This window comes from Aerococcus viridans, assembly GCF_002871935.1.
Taxonomy (GTDB): domain Bacteria; phylum Bacillota; class Bacilli; order Lactobacillales; family Aerococcaceae; genus Aerococcus; species Aerococcus viridans_B.
This window is the reverse complement of the sequence record NZ_PNHQ01000014.1, coordinates 1-18,438: the sequence shown is the minus strand read 5'-3', so window position 1 is coordinate 18,438 and position 18,438 is coordinate 1. Positions and strand designations below refer to the sequence as shown.

At 35.9% G+C, this 18,438-nt stretch carries 19 protein-coding genes; 14 read left to right on the top strand and 5 right to left on the bottom strand.

Features of this window, described 5'->3' with window-relative positions:
* The first annotated feature begins 134 nt into the window (after positions 1 to 134).
* On the top strand, positions 135 to 2,063 hold the full coding sequence (gene thrS, locus CJ191_RS06400) for a threonine--tRNA ligase (RefSeq protein WP_102199318.1): 1,929 nt from the start codon (positions 135 to 137) through the stop codon (positions 2,061 to 2,063).
* Between the two features lie 324 nt (positions 2,064 to 2,387).
* On the opposite strand, the gene CJ191_RS06395 is transcribed toward thrS, so the two are convergent.
* Together CJ191_RS06395 and CJ191_RS06390 are read right to left on the bottom strand one after the other, a co-directional pair.
* Positions 2,388 to 3,569, bottom strand: coding sequence for a haloacid dehalogenase-like hydrolase (locus CJ191_RS06395; protein WP_102199317.1), 1,182 nt, complete (start codon positions 3,567 to 3,569; stop codon positions 2,388 to 2,390).
* A 106-nt stretch (positions 3,570 to 3,675) separates the two neighbouring features.
* Positions 3,676 to 4,209, bottom strand: a complete 534-nt coding sequence (locus CJ191_RS06390) for a DNA-3-methyladenine glycosylase I (protein ID WP_102199316.1) — start codon at positions 4,207 to 4,209, stop codon at positions 3,676 to 3,678.
* A gap of 193 nt (positions 4,210 to 4,402) precedes the next feature.
* Here CJ191_RS06390 and CJ191_RS06385 point away from each other — a divergent pair, with 193 nt between their 5' ends.
* The 10 genes from CJ191_RS06385 (at position 4,403) to CJ191_RS06340 (ending at position 12,180) form a co-directional block, all read left to right on the top strand.
* Positions 4,403 to 5,221, top strand: coding sequence for a MetQ/NlpA family ABC transporter substrate-binding protein (locus tag CJ191_RS06385; protein ID WP_257994136.1), 819 nt, complete (start codon positions 4,403 to 4,405; stop codon positions 5,219 to 5,221).
* A 97-nt stretch (positions 5,222 to 5,318) separates the two neighbouring features.
* The gene (locus tag CJ191_RS06380; RefSeq protein WP_102199315.1) at positions 5,319 to 5,765 is read left to right on the top strand and encodes a hypothetical protein; all 447 of its coding nucleotides are present in this window, start codon (positions 5,319 to 5,321) and stop codon (positions 5,763 to 5,765) included.
* 262 nt (positions 5,766 to 6,027) lie between these two features.
* Positions 6,028 to 6,549: a translation initiation factor IF-3 gene (gene infC, locus CJ191_RS06375; RefSeq protein ID WP_070468019.1), complete on the top strand. Its 522-nt coding sequence runs from the start codon at positions 6,028 to 6,030 to the stop codon at positions 6,547 to 6,549.
* 25 nt (positions 6,550 to 6,574) lie between these two features.
* Positions 6,575 to 6,775, top strand: a complete 201-nt coding sequence (gene rpmI, locus CJ191_RS06370; RefSeq protein WP_070468003.1) for a 50S ribosomal protein L35 — start codon at positions 6,575 to 6,577, stop codon at positions 6,773 to 6,775.
* A gap of 53 nt (positions 6,776 to 6,828) precedes the next feature.
* Positions 6,829 to 7,188, top strand: a complete 360-nt coding sequence (gene rplT / locus CJ191_RS06365; protein WP_003142018.1) for a 50S ribosomal protein L20 — start codon at positions 6,829 to 6,831, stop codon at positions 7,186 to 7,188.
* Between the two features lie 337 nt (positions 7,189 to 7,525).
* On the top strand, positions 7,526 to 8,599 hold the full coding sequence (locus CJ191_RS06360) for a methionine ABC transporter ATP-binding protein (RefSeq protein ID WP_083272767.1): 1,074 nt from the start codon (positions 7,526 to 7,528) through the stop codon (positions 8,597 to 8,599).
* Positions 8,599 to 9,276, top strand: a complete 678-nt coding sequence (locus CJ191_RS06355) for a methionine ABC transporter permease (RefSeq protein WP_102199314.1) — start codon at positions 8,599 to 8,601, stop codon at positions 9,274 to 9,276. Before CJ191_RS06360 ends, CJ191_RS06355 begins: the two co-directional genes overlap by 1 nt.
* A gap of 37 nt (positions 9,277 to 9,313) precedes the next feature.
* Positions 9,314 to 10,222 (top strand): MetQ/NlpA family ABC transporter substrate-binding protein, encoded by a 909-nt coding sequence (locus CJ191_RS06350; RefSeq protein ID WP_102199313.1) that lies wholly within the window; start codon positions 9,314 to 9,316, stop codon positions 10,220 to 10,222.
* 340 nt (positions 10,223 to 10,562) lie between these two features.
* Complete coding sequence (locus tag CJ191_RS06345; protein ID WP_102199312.1) at positions 10,563 to 11,099, top strand: GNAT family N-acetyltransferase; 537 nt, start codon at positions 10,563 to 10,565, stop codon at positions 11,097 to 11,099.
* Positions 11,100 to 11,157: 58 nt separating this feature from the next.
* Positions 11,158 to 12,180 carry a lipoate--protein ligase gene (locus CJ191_RS06340; RefSeq protein ID WP_070467999.1) on the top strand — a complete coding sequence of 341 codons (1,023 nt, stop codon included), beginning with the start codon at positions 11,158 to 11,160 and terminating at the stop codon, positions 12,178 to 12,180.
* 140 nt (positions 12,181 to 12,320) lie between these two features.
* Here CJ191_RS06340 and CJ191_RS06335 read toward each other — a convergent pair whose 3' ends face one another.
* Complete coding sequence (locus CJ191_RS06335) at positions 12,321 to 13,019, bottom strand: adaptor protein MecA (RefSeq protein ID WP_070467998.1); 699 nt, start codon at positions 13,017 to 13,019, stop codon at positions 12,321 to 12,323.
* A gap of 130 nt (positions 13,020 to 13,149) precedes the next feature.
* Entirely contained in the window at positions 13,150 to 13,566 is a 417-nt protein-coding gene (spxA, locus tag CJ191_RS06330; protein WP_070467997.1) for a transcriptional regulator SpxA, read from the bottom strand.
* A 215-nt stretch (positions 13,567 to 13,781) separates the two neighbouring features.
* Here spxA and trpS point away from each other — a divergent pair, with 215 nt between their 5' ends.
* The 3 genes from trpS to pepF all read left to right on the top strand — a co-directional run bounded on the left by trpS (position 13,782) and on the right by pepF (position 17,990).
* Positions 13,782 to 14,777 (top strand): tryptophan--tRNA ligase, encoded by a 996-nt coding sequence (gene trpS / locus CJ191_RS06325; RefSeq protein WP_102199311.1) that lies wholly within the window; start codon positions 13,782 to 13,784, stop codon positions 14,775 to 14,777.
* Between the two features lie 250 nt (positions 14,778 to 15,027).
* Positions 15,028 to 16,125 carry a competence protein CoiA gene (locus tag CJ191_RS06320; protein WP_102199310.1) on the top strand — a complete coding sequence of 366 codons (1,098 nt, stop codon included), beginning with the start codon at positions 15,028 to 15,030 and terminating at the stop codon, positions 16,123 to 16,125.
* Between the two features lie 68 nt (positions 16,126 to 16,193).
* Positions 16,194 to 17,990 carry an oligoendopeptidase F gene (gene pepF, locus CJ191_RS06315; protein ID WP_070467994.1) on the top strand — a complete coding sequence of 599 codons (1,797 nt, stop codon included), beginning with the start codon at positions 16,194 to 16,196 and terminating at the stop codon, positions 17,988 to 17,990.
* A 190-nt stretch (positions 17,991 to 18,180) separates the two neighbouring features.
* Here the strand turns inward: pepF and CJ191_RS06310 are convergent.
* Positions 18,181 to 18,438 (bottom strand): transposase (locus CJ191_RS06310; RefSeq protein WP_146001968.1); only part of this gene is annotated, 258 nt, incomplete at its 5' end.

The window sequence follows — 18,438 nt, the reverse complement described above, 5'->3', positions numbered from 1 at the left end:
ATGAGGATAAGATATGCCTTGCATATTTTATTAAAATTGGGTGGAACCACGCATATTGTTTATTAGCGTCCCATTCTAGTCTTATAGGCTAGGGTGGGGCTTTTTTGTTTTTAAAAGGGAAAGGGAGGCAAAACATGATTGAATTAGTATTCCCAGATGGGGCGAAAAAATCATTCGAAGCAGGCGTTACTGGACGTGACGTTGCTGCATCAATTAGTAACTCATTAGCAAAACGCGCAATAGCAGCTAAAATTGACGGTGAATTGGTCGACTTAAATGCACCAATTAATGAAGGTGGCGCTATCGAAATTGTAGATCCTAAACATGAGGATGCTTTAGGCATCTTACGTCACTCTACTGCTCATTTAATGGCACAAGCAATGAAACGTTTGTATCCAAGCATTAGATTCGGTGTCGGTCCAGCTATTGAAACAGGCTTTTATTATGATACTGACCAAGAAAAACAAATTACTGAAGAAGATTTACCAGTAATTGAAGCGGAAATGGCCAAAATTGTAAAAGAAAATTATCCAATTGAACGTCGCGAAGTGACACGTGCTGAAGCGAACGAAATCTTTGCGGATGATGAATATAAACTGGAAATCATCGCAGATTTACCGGAAGATGAAACGCTAACAGTATATTCACAAGGTGAATTCACCGACCTTTGCCGTGGAATTCACGTACCATCAACTGGTTATATTAAAGAATTCAAATTATTATCTGTTGCCGGTGCATATTGGAGAGGTAATTCAGATAACAAAATGATGCAACGTGTTTACGGTACGGCCTTCTTTGAAAAACGTGACTTAAAAGAGTTTATCAAGCAACGTGAGGAAGCTAAAGAACGTGATCACCGTAAATTAGGTAAAGAATTAGACATCTTCATGGTAAATCCTGAAGTTGGTTCTGGCTTACCATTCTGGTTACCAAAAGGTGCTACAATCCGCCGTATTATCGAACGTTATATCGTAGATAAAGAAGTTTCTTTAGGTTATGAACATGTGTATACACCAATTATGGCAGATGTTGAATTATATAAAACTTCTGGTCACTGGGACCACTATCATGAAGATATGTTTCCACCAATGGATATGGGTGATGGTGAACAATTAGTTTTACGTCCAATGAACTGCCCACATCACATGATGATTTATAAAAATGAAATTCACTCATATCGTGAATTTCCAGTTCGAATTGCGGAATTAGGTATGATGCACCGTTACGAAAAATCTGGTGCCTTATCTGGTTTACAACGTGTACGTGAAATGACTTTAAATGATGCGCATATCTTTGTACGTCCAGACCAAATTAAGGAAGAATTCACCCGTGTAATTCAGTTAATCAAACAAGTTTATGATGATTTTAATATTACAGACTATCGTTTCCGTTTATCTTACCGTGATCCAAACAATACGGATAAATATTTTGATGATGATGAAATGTGGGAAAAAGCACAAGCAATGCTTAAAGAAGCAATGGATGATCTAGGTCTAGATTATTTTGAAGCAGAAGGTGAAGCAGCATTCTATGGTCCTAAATTAGACGTTCAAATGAAAACTGCTTTAGGTAATGAAGAAACCATGTCTACTGTTCAATTAGACTTCCTATTACCAGAACGCTTTGACTTAACTTATGTTGGTCAAGATGGTCAAGACACTCATCGTCCAGTAGTTATCCATCGTGGTGTTGTTTCAACTATGGAACGCTTCGTTGCTTACTTAATTGAAGAATATAAAGGGGCATTCCCAACTTGGTTAGCACCAGTCCAAGCTAAATTAATTCCAGTTAACGATGAAGCACACGGTGACCATGTTGAAGCAATTCGTCGTCGTATGCAAGCTGCGGGTATGCGTGTTGAAGTAGATAATCGTAACGAAAAAATGGGTTACAAGATCCGTGAAGCCCAAACACAAAAAATTCCATATCAATTAGTCTTTGGTGACAATGAAATAGCTGAAAGCACAGTAACAATACGTCGCTACGGCTCCAAAGAAACATCATCAATGCCATTTGATGAATTCTTAGCACAATTAGAACAAGACATCGAAGCATATAAATAAAGGGTGCGAGCTCCGACGCTAAGAAAGGAACCGTTGGAAGATGAAGGCAGTAGATGAGACAGTCAACAACAACTTCATCTGAAACGCAGACCTTTCTGGAGGGACGAACCTGACTAAAACAGGGTGCGAGCCCCGACGCTAAGAAAGGAACCGTTGGAAGATGAAGGCAGTAGATGAGACAGTCAACAACAACTTCATCTGAAACGCAGACCTTTCTGGAGGGACGAACCCGACTAAAAGCTGTCATGCGTTTAACCTTTAAAATTTGAATATACAAAAAAGAAGGCCGAGATATTTTCGCAGCCTTCTTTTTTTCTTAAAACATTATTCAACTACTTGTAACACTGGCTCTAATTGACCTAATGGAATCGTTGCCATGTTCGGACGCAGTGTGCCTTTATTTTCATCGCGTCCTTGTACCACTAGATTTGCATTTTTTTGATTGTACATGTTGATACCTTTCGCAACTAATTGTTGTGTCCGGTCACTAGCATATCTATTAAATAGTACGGATAGTTTAACAGAAGGTAGCTGTGTCATCATTGGGTAATCCCCCATTGAATCGCCAAACACCATGGCTGGCTCTTTACCGTGTGTTTCTACCATAAAGTTTTTGATTACTTCAACTTTTCCTAGACCTTTAGTAATATATGTTCCTGCTTCTAGGCGAGAATCTATCACCCCTTCTTGATCAACATCATAGCATTGGCCAAAGACCTGACTTGCATCTAAATTAAAGGGGGGCTTGGTTACGATTGAACGAACTAAATCAATTGGACTCGCTGTAATGATATAAATTGTAATATTATTATCTTTTAATGCTTGCCATAAATTGAGTATTTCGTCAGCAATCCGGATCCCTTGTTGGATAGTAGCTTCAACTTCTCCAACCTTACTTTGAATATGTGGGCTAGAGGATAGTCGACGAAGTGCAATAGGTTTAGCTAAAGCATCTTCGAATACAGCAATAGATACGTCTTTAAACTCATTTACTGTATAGCCTTTAAACCAATAAATAGGTGAATTTTTACCAGGCGTTCTTTGAAATTCGCTACCTACTTTTTGATAAAATAACCGCAGCTTTGTGGCAAACTCATCAAATTGTGTCCACTCTTTTACTTGCTCTAGTGGTAAACGTTCGTTCTCATCTAAAGAGATATAATCTGTGTATAAGACTTGATATTGCGCAATAATATCATTAGCCAAATCAAGATAGGTAGCTTTATTTTGTGAGTTGGAAAAAATAGGCTGATTGAAATTCATAGGTCCATTTGTTAATACTTCATAGAACTCATCAGGCGTCATTTTATAGGCTAAATGGTCTATCATATACATCATTAAATGGTCTTCTATATCGTGCATGATGGTTGTATTATCAAAATCAAACACAGCATATTCAGTATCAGCCTTATCTGTACCTAAATCAGATGCGGATTCCTGTATAACTGTGTTTAAACGTTGGACAACAAAAGGATCCCATTTTTGTTGGTTAATATTTAACGGCATAAAACTCTCCTTATATATATTGTGTTTATCATTCGCTATTTCCCATTATAAAGGACTAGTAATAAAAATATGTAAAATCTAAGTCATCATGATATTAATATCATGATTATCTAAGGTAACATTGTAGATCGTGGTGGTTATAGACACCAATGGTCTCTAAAAAAGATTCAATGGTAGTAGGCCCAATAAATTTAAAACCACGTTTTTTCAATAATTTCATAAAGGCTTTATTGATTTCTTCTTCATTGCAATCATAATCTTCAAGTAATTGCTGTGCTGTTTCATAGATATAGTGTTTAAAGTCGGGTAATTCTGGGTCATCTTCAATAGCTAAAGCACACTGAGCGTTATTTACCATAGCCTGAATTTTTTTCCGGTGGCGAATGATACCTTTGTTCGTCATTAATCGGTCTATATCTGCTTCATCAAACTTAGCCAGTTGAGTGATATCAAATTGGGCAAATGCTTGTCTAAGTGCAAGTCGTTTTTTCAAAATGATAGACCAAGATAAACCTGCCTGCATAGATTCTAAACACAGCGCTTCAAAGACTTGCTGGCTTGTTGTTTTAATTTGTCCCCATTCGTTATCATGATAGGCAATCATTTCTGTCGTGTTAGCAAATTGGCACCGTGTATGCATGAAAAAACCCCTTTTTTCTTAGCAAAAATTATAATAAATAAGATTAATTCAAATTATAGCAAATCTAATATGCTTTTAATAGTTGTTATAGATTTAAACGATTAGTAGTGATTTATCTTAGATATTATCAATATTTGTTAAATATATCTATAATCAAGTTGTCGTAGAAAATAATGTAATATGGGGGATGGATATGATGAAATTTTTGGTTAAAATTGGGTTGTTTTCTTTATCTACTTTGGTATTAGGTGCTTGTGCCAGTGAGAATAGTGGGGAAGCAACGATTAGAGTGGCAACTTCTCCGGGTCCTTATAGTGTGTTATTTTTAGATCAAGTTGCGCCTAAATTAGAAGAAGAAGGTTATACAGTTGAACAAATTGAGTTTACAGACTTACGTTCAGCAAATGTGGGTTTACAGGAAGGTTCTGCTGATTTAAATGTGGATCAACATTCTTTATATCTAGAAAACTTCAACCAAGAAGCAGGCGCAGATTTAACAGCTGTTACGCCCGTTCCAACAGTGCCAACAGGTTTATTTCCAGGAACGAAAGATGACTTAACAGCAGTATCAAGTGGAGACCGTGTTGGTATTCCGGATGATCCGTCAAATTATACAAGAGCCTTACTCGTTTTAGAAAAAGCTGGTTGGATTACTTTTAACGATGACGCAAACCTAGAAAAGCTAACGGTAGATGATATTGCAGAAAATATTAAAGGTATAGATATAATCCCTATGCAATCAGCAACTATTCCTAGAACGTTGGAAGATTTAGCTTATGCTATTATCCCGGGTTCCATTGCCTATGATGCGGGTGTTGACTTCTCTACAATGTTATTAGCCGAGGATGTGCGTGAAGATTTATTATTGCAAGCAGTTGTTTCAGACCCGGAAACGGCAGAAGCAGATTGGGTGCAAGCGGTAGTGGATATATATCATTCGGATGAATTTAAGGCACAAATTGAAGAAATCAATCATAATTCAGATGAAACATATTGGATTCTACCTGATTAAGACTTAATGAAGAAAAGATGAATATTCATAGAAAACGTTTACATCCAGTTGTCATTTCCTTTATGATAGAGGTATCAAATAAATAGGAGTGATGTATATGGTTGAAGTTTACACAAACTACTGGGAAAATCGACGCGACGGTGTTCGAAAAGAACATGGATCATATGCTAGCGAGGAAGAGGCTTTAGAGGGCATTCAAAGCTGGTGGACGCTTCATCAAGAAAATTATACCGATGTAAATAAAAGACGAACTAACTCTGGTGCGCTCGAAATTACATATGGTGATGATAATTACTACTATCGCATTGAAAAACGAGTACTAGATAAATTACCATCAAAAAAATATAAGTTGAGAAGTCCTGGTGAGATCGACAGTAAACGCAAACTAGAGCAATTAGATGATGAAACTTTCCTATTTGAAGAATTGGCAGAACCTTATCGAGACTTATTATTAGTAGCAATGGGGAATGGAGAGCGTGTAAAGGATTTTGTTTATGATGAAAAAGGACGCCCAATTCGTGAATTGACTAAAGTAAGAGTTTAAAAGAGATGATTGACAAGTTGATGTAAGGATGTTACACTATGGAGGTTGAGAAAAGAAGCAGAAACACCCGTTTCTCACCTGAGTTGACAAGTTACGTCCTCTGGTTGATAGATATTCAGTTCACACAGACACGATCTGTGTGCTTAATATGACGGGTAGAGTTTGTACTATCCGTCGTTTTTTCTATGTGAAATTTCTCTTTCATACAGATATATGCAGTTTTGCAGAAAAAATTCTCTTTATAAAGCATCAATGGAGGTGTATTACTATCGCAAAAGATGTGTTCGTAAATGAAAATATCCGTGCACGTGAACTTCGTGTAATTGATTCTGAAGGTGAACAGCTAGGTGTGTTAAGTAAAGACGAGGCTTTGGATAAAGCTGAACAAGCTGGACTTGACTTGGTACTAGTATCACCAAACGCCAAACCGCCAGTTGCCCGTATTATGGATTATGGTAAATACCGTTATGAGCAACAACGGAAAGAGCGTGAACAACGTCAAAATCAAAAACAAGTCAATCTGAAGGAAGTGCGTTTATCTCCTACGATTGAAAAAAATGATTTTGAAACAAAATTGCGTCAAGCTCGTAAATTCCTTGGAAAAGGTGACAAAGTTAAAGCGTCAATTCGTTTCCGTGGTCGTGCTATTACGCACAAAGAAATTGGACGCGAAGTGCTAGAACGCTTTGCAGAAGAGCTTAAAGATATTGCAGAAGTTGAGCAAAGACCAAAAATGGAGGGACGTTCAATGTCTCTTCAAATGGCACCAGCTACTGACAAATAATTGAACAATTTTAGGAGGAAAAAACATGCCAAAACAAAAAACTCACCGCGCTTCAGTTAAACGTTTCAAAAAGACTGCTACAGGTAAATTAAAACGTAGTCATTCAGAACGTTCTCACCGTTTCCACGGTAAAACTAAAAAACAACGTCGTCAACATAAACAAGCGACAACAGTTCATTCATCAGATATGAAACGTATTTCTCAAATGATGGACACTTACAAATAAGATTATCTAAGCGTTCAGTCACGGGCTGAACAGTACTAAAAGGAGGAAATTAAATGGCTCGAGTTAAAGGTGGAACAGTAACACGTCGTCGTCGTAAAAAATATCTTAAGTTATCAAAAGGTTACTTCGGTGCGAAGTCTAAATTATACAAAACAGCTAAACAAGCTGTTATGAAATCATACACTTACGCATACCGTGACCGTCGTCAAAAGAAACGTGACTTCCGTCGTTTATGGATTACACGTATTAATGCAGCTGCTCGTATGAACGGAATGAGCTATAGCACATTAATCAATGGTTTAAAAGTTGCGAACATCGATATGAACCGTAAAATGTTAGCTGAATTAGCAGTTAACGATGCAGACGCATTTGCAGCAATTTGTGAACAAGCGAAAGCAGCTTTAAACAAATAATTTATTTAAAGTCCATGTAGCATCAGCTTTTTAGCGAGTGTCTACTGGGCTTTTTTATATTAAAGAAACGTAAACAAATATGTGATCTAAAAAAGCTATCAATAGTTATGTTATATTCGTATTATCCCAACTAATGATTACTTGTTAAAATAAATGGTAGGAATAATAATGATGGCATTTTTCAAACTGGACATTGAAGATAGAGGAATCAAAGGAATGCTATTACCTTAAGGGGAAATCAATCAAGATCAAACTAAATGATGTCATCTTATGATAGAATGAACCGATTGAATATAAAAAAGGAAACTTTATAAAGTAAAATGTAGAGGTGAAACTAATGTCAATTATAGACTTAAAAGATGTCGCGGTAAAATTTGAAACACCAAATGGCATCGTTGACGCAGTAAAAGATGTCAATATTTCTATTGAAAAAGGGGAGATATTTGGCGTTATCGGCTATTCAGGTGCGGGAAAATCTACGCTTGTGCGCACTATCAACCGTTTGCAACCTGTTTCTTCAGGACAAGTAATTGTCAATGATAAGGAAATCAATGCTTTATCTGAAGCTGAATTACGTGCTTCTCGTAAAAAAATTGGTATGATTTTTCAACACTTTAATCTAATGAATGCTAGAACAGTGGAGGGAAATGTCCTTTTTCCATTGAAGGATTCTAAGTTATCCAAAGATGAGAAGAAAGAAAAGGTTCACGAATTACTAGAATTAGTAGGCTTAGCAGATCGTAAAGATGCTTATCCAAGTCAACTTTCTGGTGGACAAAAACAACGTGTGGCTATTGCAAGAGCTTTGGCTAATGATCCAGATGTCTTATTGTGTGACGAGGCGACATCAGCCTTAGATCCCAAAACGACATCCTCTATTCTAGAATTACTGAAAGAATTGAATGAACGATTAAACTTAACGATTGTGATTATTACACATGAAATGCATGTAATCAAAGAGATTTGTAATCGTGTTGCTGTCATGGAACATGGCGTTGTTGTTGAACAAGATACAATATTTAATATCTTTAGAAATCCACAGCAAAAATTAACGAAAGACTTTATTGAATCTGCTTCGCCAATTGAGAAAGGGATCCAAGAAGTTTTGAACAATCCGGAATTATTAAATATTCATCCAGATGACCGTGTGATCCGTGTAACATTCTCAGGTACTTCAACTGGTGATCCGTTAATTTCTCAATTAACCACACAATTTTCAGTTAAAGCCAATATTCTATTCGGTAATATTGAAATCTTACAAAATATTCCTGTAGGTACTTTATTGTTAAGCCTAAGTGGCGAGGCTACTAAGGTACAAGAAGCCATTGATTATATTGGCTACGAAGGCATTACAGTTGAAGAATACAAAATTGAAGGCCACCATTACATTCAAGGGGAGGTTGATGCATAATGAATTTTATTGAAAGTATCTTACCTAATGCAGCGGGGATTCCTGATGAGTTTATTGAAGCCACAATCGAAACGTTGTACATGTCCATCTGGACGGCTGTTCTAGGATTTATCCTTGGTTTAGCTTTAGGGATTTGGTTAGTCCTTACACAACCGAATGGCTTAAAAGCGAATGCGGCTATCTATGGTATTTTAGATAAATTAGTAAATATTTTCCGGTCAATTCCATTTGTTATTATGATTGCATTACTAGTAAACGTTACGAGATTTATTGCAGGTACCTCAATTGGTACAACAGCGGCAATTGTTCCACTAGTCGTAGCAACAGTGCCGTTTTATGCTCGTCAAATTCAAAATGCTTTGGTTGAGGTAAATCCGGGCGTTATTGAAGCTGCACAAGCAATGGGTTTATCAACAGGAGATATTGTCTTTAGAGTTTATCTTAAAGAAGCTTTACCAGGTATTATCCGAGTATCTGCATTATCTATTATTAATGTCATTGGATTAACAGCTATGGCCGGAACTATCGGTGGTGGTGGACTAGGTAACTTAGCTATCACTCGTGGATACAATAGATTCCAAACTGACGTAACGATTGTATCAACAATCATTATTTTAATTATCGTCTTTATTTCTCAAGCTATCGCTGATCGCTTGGTTAAAAAAGTAGAACATTAACTAATCTGTCACTAATCAAGTTTTGGAGGAGAATATGATGAATAATAAATTTAAATTATCTGCAACGATCTTTGCTTCAGTTATTGCTTTAGCTGCATGTGGTACAACTGGTACCGAGGGAGAGTCAGCTGATTCAGCAACAGAGCAGCAAGCTGAATATACGGTTGGTGTCGTTGGGGATACTGAACGTTTAGTTTGGGAAGATGTGGCTGAACGTGTAGCAGATGAAGGTGTAACTTTAAATGTTGAAACTTTTACTGATTATGTTACACCAAATACTGCTTTAGTTGATGGATCCCTAGATTTAAATGCTTTCCAGCATTTAGCTTATTTAGCTGAATTTGTGGCATCCGATAATGCTGACTTACAACCAGTTGGTTATACTTACATCTCTCCAATGGGTGCTTATTCAGACTCACTTGAAAGTATCGAAGATTTAGTTGATGGTGGATCAGTGGTTATCCCAAATGACGTGACAAATGGTGGTCGCGCTTTACTATTATTAGAATTAGCCGGTATCCTTGAAATTGATGATGCTGCAGGTATTACACCAAGTATTGAAGATATCACAGCCAATCCTAAAAATATTGAAATTACTGAAGTAGATGCTGCTCAGGTGCCTCGCTCACTCGCAGATGCTGATTTAGTAATCGCTAATACAAACTATGCTGTAGACGCAGGTTTAGTTCCTGAAGAGGATGCTATTTTCTTAGATACAGATGACTTAGGTTCACTTGGTGCCCAATATAAAAACGCTGTTGTTGTAAAATCTGAAGATGTCGAAAATGAAGATATCCAAACAATTGTGGATGCTTACCAATCAGAAGAAACTGCAGCTAAAATTGATGAAGTAACCTCAGGTGCTGATCAATCAGCTTGGACGGATGATGATGATATTCAAGCTGACTTTGCTGAAGTTGTTGGTCAAACTGAGCCGGCACAATAATTTGCAAAAATAGCATTATAGCGATATGTTAAGAAGGTGAGACAACAGTCGTGTAGAATTGTGACGTACTGACCAAAAGCCGGCCAATAACGAAATGTTATTGGTGCATTTTGGGCATTATCGGATAATGCTGACTTTTGAAACCCGATGATAAACATTTTTATATAGCAAAGAGAGGCTGAGATATTTTTGTCCCAGCCTCTTTTTATTGCAATATTGTTAAAGTCAATTTAATTTCATCTTTATTTTTGGTAATTTTCTAACTATGCACTAAGGATACAATCTGATAAAATAAGTTGAATTTATTTAAAGAAAAAAATGAACTTAGGAGAAGACATGAATGAGTCAGATAAATATGGGACTAGCACTTCGCGGATCAGTTGAGAGCGACATGGCACAATTAACTGATATGCTTGAGGATGCGATAGCTTTACTTGCAATGAATAGCATAGATCAATGGCAGAATGGTACGATATCCAGTGAAATTTTATTAGATGCGATTATGCACAATCAAGCCTTTGTTTGGGAACACCGGGATAGTGGTGGCATTGCTGGCTTCTGTGTCTTGGGTACTTATGATGAATTGTATGAAAACCTTGCAGAAGGTGAGTGGACTGTATCAGGCTCTTATTTGGCCATTCACCGTGTGATGGTTTCTCAACATTTACGTGGAAGTAAAGTGACTACTCAGATGTTTTTGGATATTAAAAAGATGGGGATATTAAATAATATTGATGCATTACGAATTGATACACATCCAGATAATATCATGATGCAGAAAACCTTAAAAAGAAATGGTTTTGTTAGAACAGGTCTACTATATATGGCTTCAGGTAGTCCGCGATATACCTACGAGTTTGATTTATCTAAATTTTAGATTAAAATATTACTTATAACGAGTTGAAATCAAGTCTAAAATAGAGAGGTAGTTAGTTATGTATTATGTTAAAAATGAACGTAACGGCAAAGAAATTTTTGATCCCACTTACAATTTGGCGATTGAATATTTTTTATTAAATGAAAAGAAACTAGATGAACCAATCTTACTCTTTTATATTAATGAACCTTCAATTATCATTGGGAAAAATCAAAATACGCATGTTGAAATTAACGAGCCTTATGTTAAGGAACATAATGTTCACGTTGTCCGTCGTTTTTCAGGCGGTGGTGCCGTCTACCATGATCTAGGCAATATTTGCTTCTGTTTTATTACAAATGATGATGGCAATTCCTTTAGAGACTTTAAGCAGTTCACTGAACCTATTATTGAATCGCTTAAAAAAATGGGTGTTGAAGGTGCTGAGTTACGTGGACGAAATGACCTTGTAATCGGTGACCAAAAGTTCTCTGGTAATGCGATGTATTCTAAGAATGGTCGCATGACAGCCCACGGTACACTGATGTTTGATGTAGATATTGAAGAAACTACTAAAGTGTTGAAACCTAAAGCAGCTAAATTAAAAGCAAAAGGGGTTAAATCAATCCGAAGTCGCGTAACGAATATTAAGCCACATATGGATGCTGCGTCTCAAAATATGACCTTGTCTGATTTCAGATCAGCTTTATTACGTAATATTTTTGATGTAGAAAATCTTGAGGATATCCAAGAGTATGTTTTGACTGAAGATGATTGGGCATGGATTGAAAATTTCCGTCAACAATACACCAATAATGATGACTGGAACTACGGTGAAAATCCTGACTTTGAAATTATTCGCGATGAAAGAACGGCAGCTGGACAAATTGAGTTCCAGTTTAATATCTCAAAAGGGAAAATCAAAGCATGTAAAATTTACGGTGATTTCTTTGGTTTAGGTGAAATTACTGATGTTGAAAATGCTTTAATTGGTCAAGAATATAGTCGAGAAAACTTGATTGAAGTTTTTAATGGTATGAATATTAAAAGCTATTTTGGTAATGTCACAGCTGAGGAATTGGCTGACCTAGCATCTCTTTAATTGAATTTTATAGGAGGACAGGATTCGTATAGACTCTTGTCCTTTTTACGATGAGTGCAAAAAAAGTAAAAATACGGGTAGTAATCAATTAAATAAAAAAACAGTCAACCTTTAGGGTTAACTGTTTTCAACTATTCTATTTAACCAAATGCTCGGCGTACTTGAACGCTTGCATTGCCTCTAGCAATTTCATGTCCGCGTTCACGAATTAATCCAGCATTTAGTGTGGATACTTCACCATATTCTTGCGCTAAGAAAGCCAAGTCCTCAATCTCGCTATCAGATAACTCGTTAGCTTCAAATTTTACTAGTGCGAAGTAGACTTCATTATATAAATATAGATCTACTTGTGCATACTGGTCTTTAAAGTCACGAGCAAAAGCAAGGAAATCTTCAAATATACGGAAGGCTAGCGTAATTTCTCTAGGGACACGGGGTTCCACAGTTCCTGCACTAGCTATTTTTTTTCTGTTGGTATCTTGTTTAGCTTGGTCGTCTAAGATACTTTGACGTTCACTTGATTTAGCCTTATCTTCATCTTCTAGCTCGCCAATTGTCTCCATTAGTTGTTGGAAAGCACTATCTTCCTCGTTATCATCGCCAAAGCCTTTACTAATATACAAATCAATACCGTTTCTTTTCGGCATTACTTGGAAAGTGATCGCTTCAGTGTGTTGGAATTTTTGTGACACGTCGACCTCTTCAAGGATACTCATGAAAAAATGCTCAACTTCGTTTTGGTTGCTCATGATATCCATAAACGAGATACCCCGTTCAATTAAATCATCAGTATCTATAAATACTCGGATAGTATTTTCGTTAATATACTCCATTTCCATCGTAATCACCCCAATCTATTATTATGTAGTGTAAACTAATTGATGCGAAAGTTAAAGTAATTTACTCTAGAAAATAAAAAGAGTACAGAAAATTGCACTCTTTCCATCGTGATTATCTTGTTTTTTTAAATTAATTAGCGTGTGCTTCTTGTTCCTCATAAGAGCGTAACGCTTGTTGCAATTCAAGTTTACGAACGCTTCTTGGTAAGAAACGACGAATTTCATCTTCGTTATAACCAACCTGTAAACGTTTATCATCTAAAATAATAGGGCGTCGTAACAAACCAGGATTATTTTGGATTAATTCAAATAAATCATTTAAAGGAATTTCTTCAAGATCGATATTTAATTCTTGGAATGCTTTTGATCGAGTAGAAATAATTTCTTCAGTGCCTTCCTCTGTCATGCGTAGGACAGCTTTGATTTCATCTTCGGTTAATGGTTCTGAAAAGATGTTTCTTTCGGTATAAGGAATTTCATGTTCTTCTAACCATGCTCGTGCTTTGCGACATGAAGTACAACTTGGTGATATGTATAATTTTACCATGTGTATCTCTCCTTTGTATGAAAAACAATTCTTAACTAACATAAATATAGTATACCATAGAGCTTGTGAATTTACTATGTTTTTTTAACCAATTTTGACGTATCATTAATAAGTTATTACAAGAAGTAACTAAAGCTAATAAGCACAAGCGAGATACCAACAAGCTAGCAGAAATATGCTATACTAATATAGAATTTAAGTGAGGGGATTTTTAGATGACAAAACGTATTTTTTCTGGTGTACAACCAAGTGGAACACCAACAATCGGTAATTATGTCGGAGCGATGAAGCAATTTATCGAATTACAAAATGATTTTGAAGCTTACTACTGTGTCGTGAACCAACATGCTATCACAGTAGCGCAAGATCCTGAGGAGTTACGTCGCAATACAAGATCATTAGCTGCCTTGTATATTGCCTTAGGTATTGACCAAGAAAAAGCAACCATTTTTATTCAAAGCCAAGTGCCTGCTCATGCTCAAGCTGCGTGGATTGTACAATGTAATACAGCTTTAGGTGAATTAGAGCGTATGACGCAATTTAAAGATAAGTCTGCTAAACAAGCATCAGTTTCAGCCGGTCTTTTAACATATCCACCATTAATGGTTGCTGATATTATTTTATATCAAACCGATTTAGTACCGGTTGGAGATGACCAAAAGCAACATCTTGAATTAACTAGAAACTTTGTAGAACGTTTTAATAATCGTTACACAGGTAAAAAGGAAAAACCCATACTAACAATGCCGGAGTTTTACGCACCTAAAGAAGGTGGTAGAATCATGAGTTTACAAGAACCAACTAAGAAAATGAGTAAATCAGATGACAACAAAAAATCTTTTGTTTCTTTATTGGATGATCCTAAAACGATTACGAAGAAAATCAAGTCAGCAATGACAGATTCATCTGGTGAAATTTCTTACGATAAGGAAAACAAACCTGGAATTTCCAATTTATTAACGATTTATTCTTCATTTGCTAACCGTTCTATTGACGATATAGTAGCTGAATATCAAAATGCTGGTTACGGTAAATTCAAACAAGACTTAGCAGATGTCGTCATTTCTGTTTTAGAACCGATGCAAGAACGTCATGCAAAATTAATGGATTCATCTGAATTAGATGACATTTTAGCAGAAGGTGCTAAAAAAGCAAATAAGGTAGCAAATGAAACACTTGCATCTATGGAAAAGGCGATTGGCTTTAGATAAGCTCAGAAGAAGGTGAGACAAAAGTCGTTTAGCATTGACGTACTGGACCAAAAAACGAACAATAACGAAATGTTATTGGCGCATTTTGGGAAGTGTCAAATAATGCTGACTTTTGAAACCCGATGATAAATATCTTTTATATAGCAAAGAGAGGCTGAGGTATTTTTGTCCCAGCCTCTTTTTTTTACAATATCAAGACGCTTTTAATGTGCTATAACGTATATAAAAGATTGAGAGGGGAGGCAAAGGGATGAGATTTGCACAAAAAGAGGATGGCACATTTGTCTTTGCAGAAGAGCTTATAGATGAAAATGGTCATAAACTACCAATAAACCAAAAATACGTTTGTAGCCAATGCAAACGACCGGTATATTTTAAAAATGGAAAAGATACTAGACCCCATTTTGCTCATTATGCCCGATCAGTAAAAGATCATGATAAAGTGAATGAATCTGACATACATTTGAAGCAAAAAACTGTGATATATAATCATTTGATTGATTTAGATATTGAATGTGAGTTGGAAGTATTGATTGAAAATCAGCTTAGAAGAGCCGATATATACATACCTTACCAAACAAATATTAGTCATAATCTAACGATTGAAGTTCAATATACGAAGATTTCTTCAGAAGATGTATATAGACGAGAAGTTGATTACCAAAGGGTAAATTGTCGCGTGTTGTGGTTATTAGGTTATCAGTCAAGCTATCAAAAAATATTCGACAAGAATAACATATTTCCTGTTAGCAAAACTTTGAATGCAATACGTCCCTTTTTGAGATACTCCTATGAATATGGTTTATACTTACCATTTTGGCATGAAAGATTGAGTAAAGTTATCTTATTGACACTCAATCTATATGGTCAGGCCCAAAGACAAATCTGCTTATCAATAGAAAGATATATTAGCTATTTTAATGAACACTATATTTATGAACAGGGGGATTTTATTACCCATTTATTGTTTGAAGGAGAACAACCAATAAAACTATCCCCACCTAAAGATTTAAACCACTTTATGAAGCAAGTATTGGTCAGACCAACATCTAATCAAAAGAAAGTGTTAGAAATTATTTACCAAAGACATACCTATATACAAGACGCACCGGTTGCGTTATTTACTTATCAGGCAAGAAGTATTTTTTCAAAAGTTGCTGATTGGGCTATAATACTTGTTTATCTCAGTATGTATCATCAAGATGATGATGCTAAAGAGAAGATGCATTTCGGACAATTTGTTAAATTATTACAAGATCAACAATTGATTATTGAGCATCCTTTTTTTACTAAAGAAATCATTGTTTCGTGGTTGATGTGGCTGATTGCGCATTACGAAAGTAGTTAGCATATTAATGTTGAAAAGAACCTCCATATGTTAAAATGAAAATACTATTAAAAATATGGAGGCAAATCATGGCAAAAATTTTTGAAGCAAAACCTAGAAATGAAGTAGATAGTGCTTTTCAATGGGATTTAACGACGATCTTTCCAGATGACGAAGCTTTTGAAACTGCCTTAGCAGCGTTCCCTAGTAAAGCGGAAGCATTTCAGACTTATCAAGGAACTTTAGGCCAAGGAGTCGATCAAGTAATTACTGTATTGGAGGCTCTCTTAGCTGTTAGTCGTGAATTAGAAACATTATACGTTTATGCGCACTTAAAACATGACCAAGACACAAATAATAACAAATATCTAACGTATAATAGCCAAGCAGGTGCTTTACTTGCACAAGTAAGTGAAAAGATTTCTTGGTTCGAGCCGGAAGTTTTATCAGTATCGGAAGATGTACAAAAGGCATTAGAAAACCATGCTGAGTATGGTCATTTCTTCCGGGAATTATTTGCTAAAAAAGCACATGTATTATCACCAGAAGCAGAATCATTGTTAGCCGGTGCAAGTGAGATATTTGGAAATGCATCTTCAACTTTCTCACTGTTAAACAATGCGGATTTAAAGTTTGGTAAAGTGAAAGATGAAGATGGTAATGAAGTGACGCTTTCACATGGGTCCTATGGTGTTTTATTAGAGAGCACTGATCGTTTAGTGCGTGAAAAAGCTTTTAAACAACTCTACGCTAGCTATGAAAGTGTTAAGAATACCAATGCTTCATTAATGTCCGGTAATATAAAAGGACATAATTATACAGCAAAGATTCGTCATTACGATTCAGCTCGTCAAAAAGCTTTAGATAATAATAATATTCCAGAAAGTGTTTATGACACATTAGTAGACACAGTTAGAAAGAATACACATTTACTACACGAATACGTTGCATTGAGAAAAGATATGCTAGGGATTGAAGACTTGCAAATGTGGGATATGTATACACCTTTGACTGGTGATGCACCAATTAAATTTACATATGAAGAAGCAAAAGAAATCACATTTAAAGCTTTAGCGCCTTTAGGTGACCAGTATTTAAAAGATTTAGAGAAAGCTTTTGATGAAAAATGGATTGATGTATACGAAAACGAAGGTAAACGTTCAGGTGCATACTCATCAGGTGCCTATGATACGAATCCATATATCCTACTAAATTGGCAAGATTCTTTAAATGACTTGTATACTTTAGTACATGAATTAGGCCACTCAATGCATTCTTACTACACGAGAAGTAACCAGCCATATATATATGGCGATTATTCAATTTTTGTAGCCGAAATAGCTTCTACAACAAATGAGAATTTATTAACTTCATATCTATTAGATACACTTGAAGATAAGGATGCACAGATTTATATTCTAAACCACTATCTTGATGGCGTAAAAGGAACCATCTTCCGTCAAACACAGTTTGCGGAATTTGAGCAGTTCATGCATGAATCTGATGCTAAGGGTCAACCACTAACAGCGGATTTCTTAAGTGAAAATTATTTTGAACTAAACAAAGTATACTATGGACCTTCAATTGGTGAAGATAAAACAATTGCTTTAGAGTGGTCTCGTATACCTCATTTCTATATGAATTACTATGTTTATCAATATGCAACAGGTTTTTCTGCTGCGAATACACTAGCTAAACGGTTGGTAGAGGGTGAAGATGGCGCGGTAGATAAGTACTTAACCTACTTGAAATCTGGTTCATCTGACTATCCGATTAATGTGATGCAAAAGGCAGGAATTGATATGACGAATGCGACTTACATTGAGGAAACTTTTGCGCAGTTTGAGCAGCGTCTAGCTGAACTTAAATTCCTATTAAATAAATAATAACTATTCAAAGAAAAGACAAAAAAGAAGCCGTAATTTCTCGGCTTCTTTTTTGTCTTTATTTTGGCTCTTCGTCAAATCGGACTGATGAGAATAATTTCCAAGTAATCATTGATTGCTTGGTTTTTTTATTTATCATTCATTTCCATTATCCATTATATAAATATTTATCTCCATATCCAAGCAGCCCTTAGGCTGCTTGCGTAATAGGGAGCCCATTTAAATATAGTTTGTTCGTAAGTAATATCCTTGTTCTAAAGTTTTGAAAGTTCCGATATCCATAAGCAATACGTTTAAACACCTTAATTTTATTGTTAAGACCTTCAATACGGCCATTCGTTAGATGTTTATATTTGAAGGTGTTACCAATAAAGCGCTGTAATTTAATAAATGTGCGTAATACTCGTTTAAGTCCATTAGGGATTATAGCTAGCTTAGTGTGTGCAAG

What these genes read in the sequence shown, in the direction of transcription:
- thrS (WP_102199318.1), top strand. Translation starts at nt 135, where the DNA reads ATGATTGAATTAGTATTCCCAGATGGGGCGAAAAAATCATTCGAAGCA.
- CJ191_RS06395 (WP_102199317.1), bottom strand. Translation starts at nt 3,569, where the DNA reads ATGCCGTTAAATATTAACCAACAAAAATGGGATCCTTTTGTTGTCCAA.
- CJ191_RS06390 (WP_102199316.1), bottom strand. Translation starts at nt 4,209, where the DNA reads ATGCATACACGGTGCCAATTTGCTAACACGACAGAAATGATTGCCTAT.
- CJ191_RS06385 (WP_257994136.1), top strand. Translation starts at nt 4,403, where the DNA reads ATGATGAAATTTTTGGTTAAAATTGGGTTGTTTTCTTTATCTACTTTG.
- CJ191_RS06380 (WP_102199315.1), top strand. Translation starts at nt 5,319, where the DNA reads ATGGTTGAAGTTTACACAAACTACTGGGAAAATCGACGCGACGGTGTT.
- rpmI (WP_070468003.1), top strand. Translation starts at nt 6,575, where the DNA reads ATGCCAAAACAAAAAACTCACCGCGCTTCAGTTAAACGTTTCAAAAAG.
- rplT (WP_003142018.1), top strand. Translation starts at nt 6,829, where the DNA reads ATGGCTCGAGTTAAAGGTGGAACAGTAACACGTCGTCGTCGTAAAAAA.
- CJ191_RS06360 (WP_083272767.1), top strand. Translation starts at nt 7,526, where the DNA reads ATGTCAATTATAGACTTAAAAGATGTCGCGGTAAAATTTGAAACACCA.
- CJ191_RS06355 (WP_102199314.1), top strand. Translation starts at nt 8,599, where the DNA reads ATGAATTTTATTGAAAGTATCTTACCTAATGCAGCGGGGATTCCTGAT.
- CJ191_RS06350 (WP_102199313.1), top strand. Translation starts at nt 9,314, where the DNA reads ATGAATAATAAATTTAAATTATCTGCAACGATCTTTGCTTCAGTTATT.
- CJ191_RS06345 (WP_102199312.1), top strand. Translation starts at nt 10,563, where the DNA reads ATGAGTCAGATAAATATGGGACTAGCACTTCGCGGATCAGTTGAGAGC.
- CJ191_RS06340 (WP_070467999.1), top strand. Translation starts at nt 11,158, where the DNA reads ATGTATTATGTTAAAAATGAACGTAACGGCAAAGAAATTTTTGATCCC.
- CJ191_RS06335 (WP_070467998.1), bottom strand. Translation starts at nt 13,019, where the DNA reads ATGGAAATGGAGTATATTAACGAAAATACTATCCGAGTATTTATAGAT.
- spxA (WP_070467997.1), bottom strand. Translation starts at nt 13,566, where the DNA reads ATGGTAAAATTATACATATCACCAAGTTGTACTTCATGTCGCAAAGCA.
- trpS (WP_102199311.1), top strand. Translation starts at nt 13,782, where the DNA reads ATGACAAAACGTATTTTTTCTGGTGTACAACCAAGTGGAACACCAACA.
- CJ191_RS06320 (WP_102199310.1), top strand. Translation starts at nt 15,028, where the DNA reads ATGAGATTTGCACAAAAAGAGGATGGCACATTTGTCTTTGCAGAAGAG.
- pepF (WP_070467994.1), top strand. Translation starts at nt 16,194, where the DNA reads ATGGCAAAAATTTTTGAAGCAAAACCTAGAAATGAAGTAGATAGTGCT.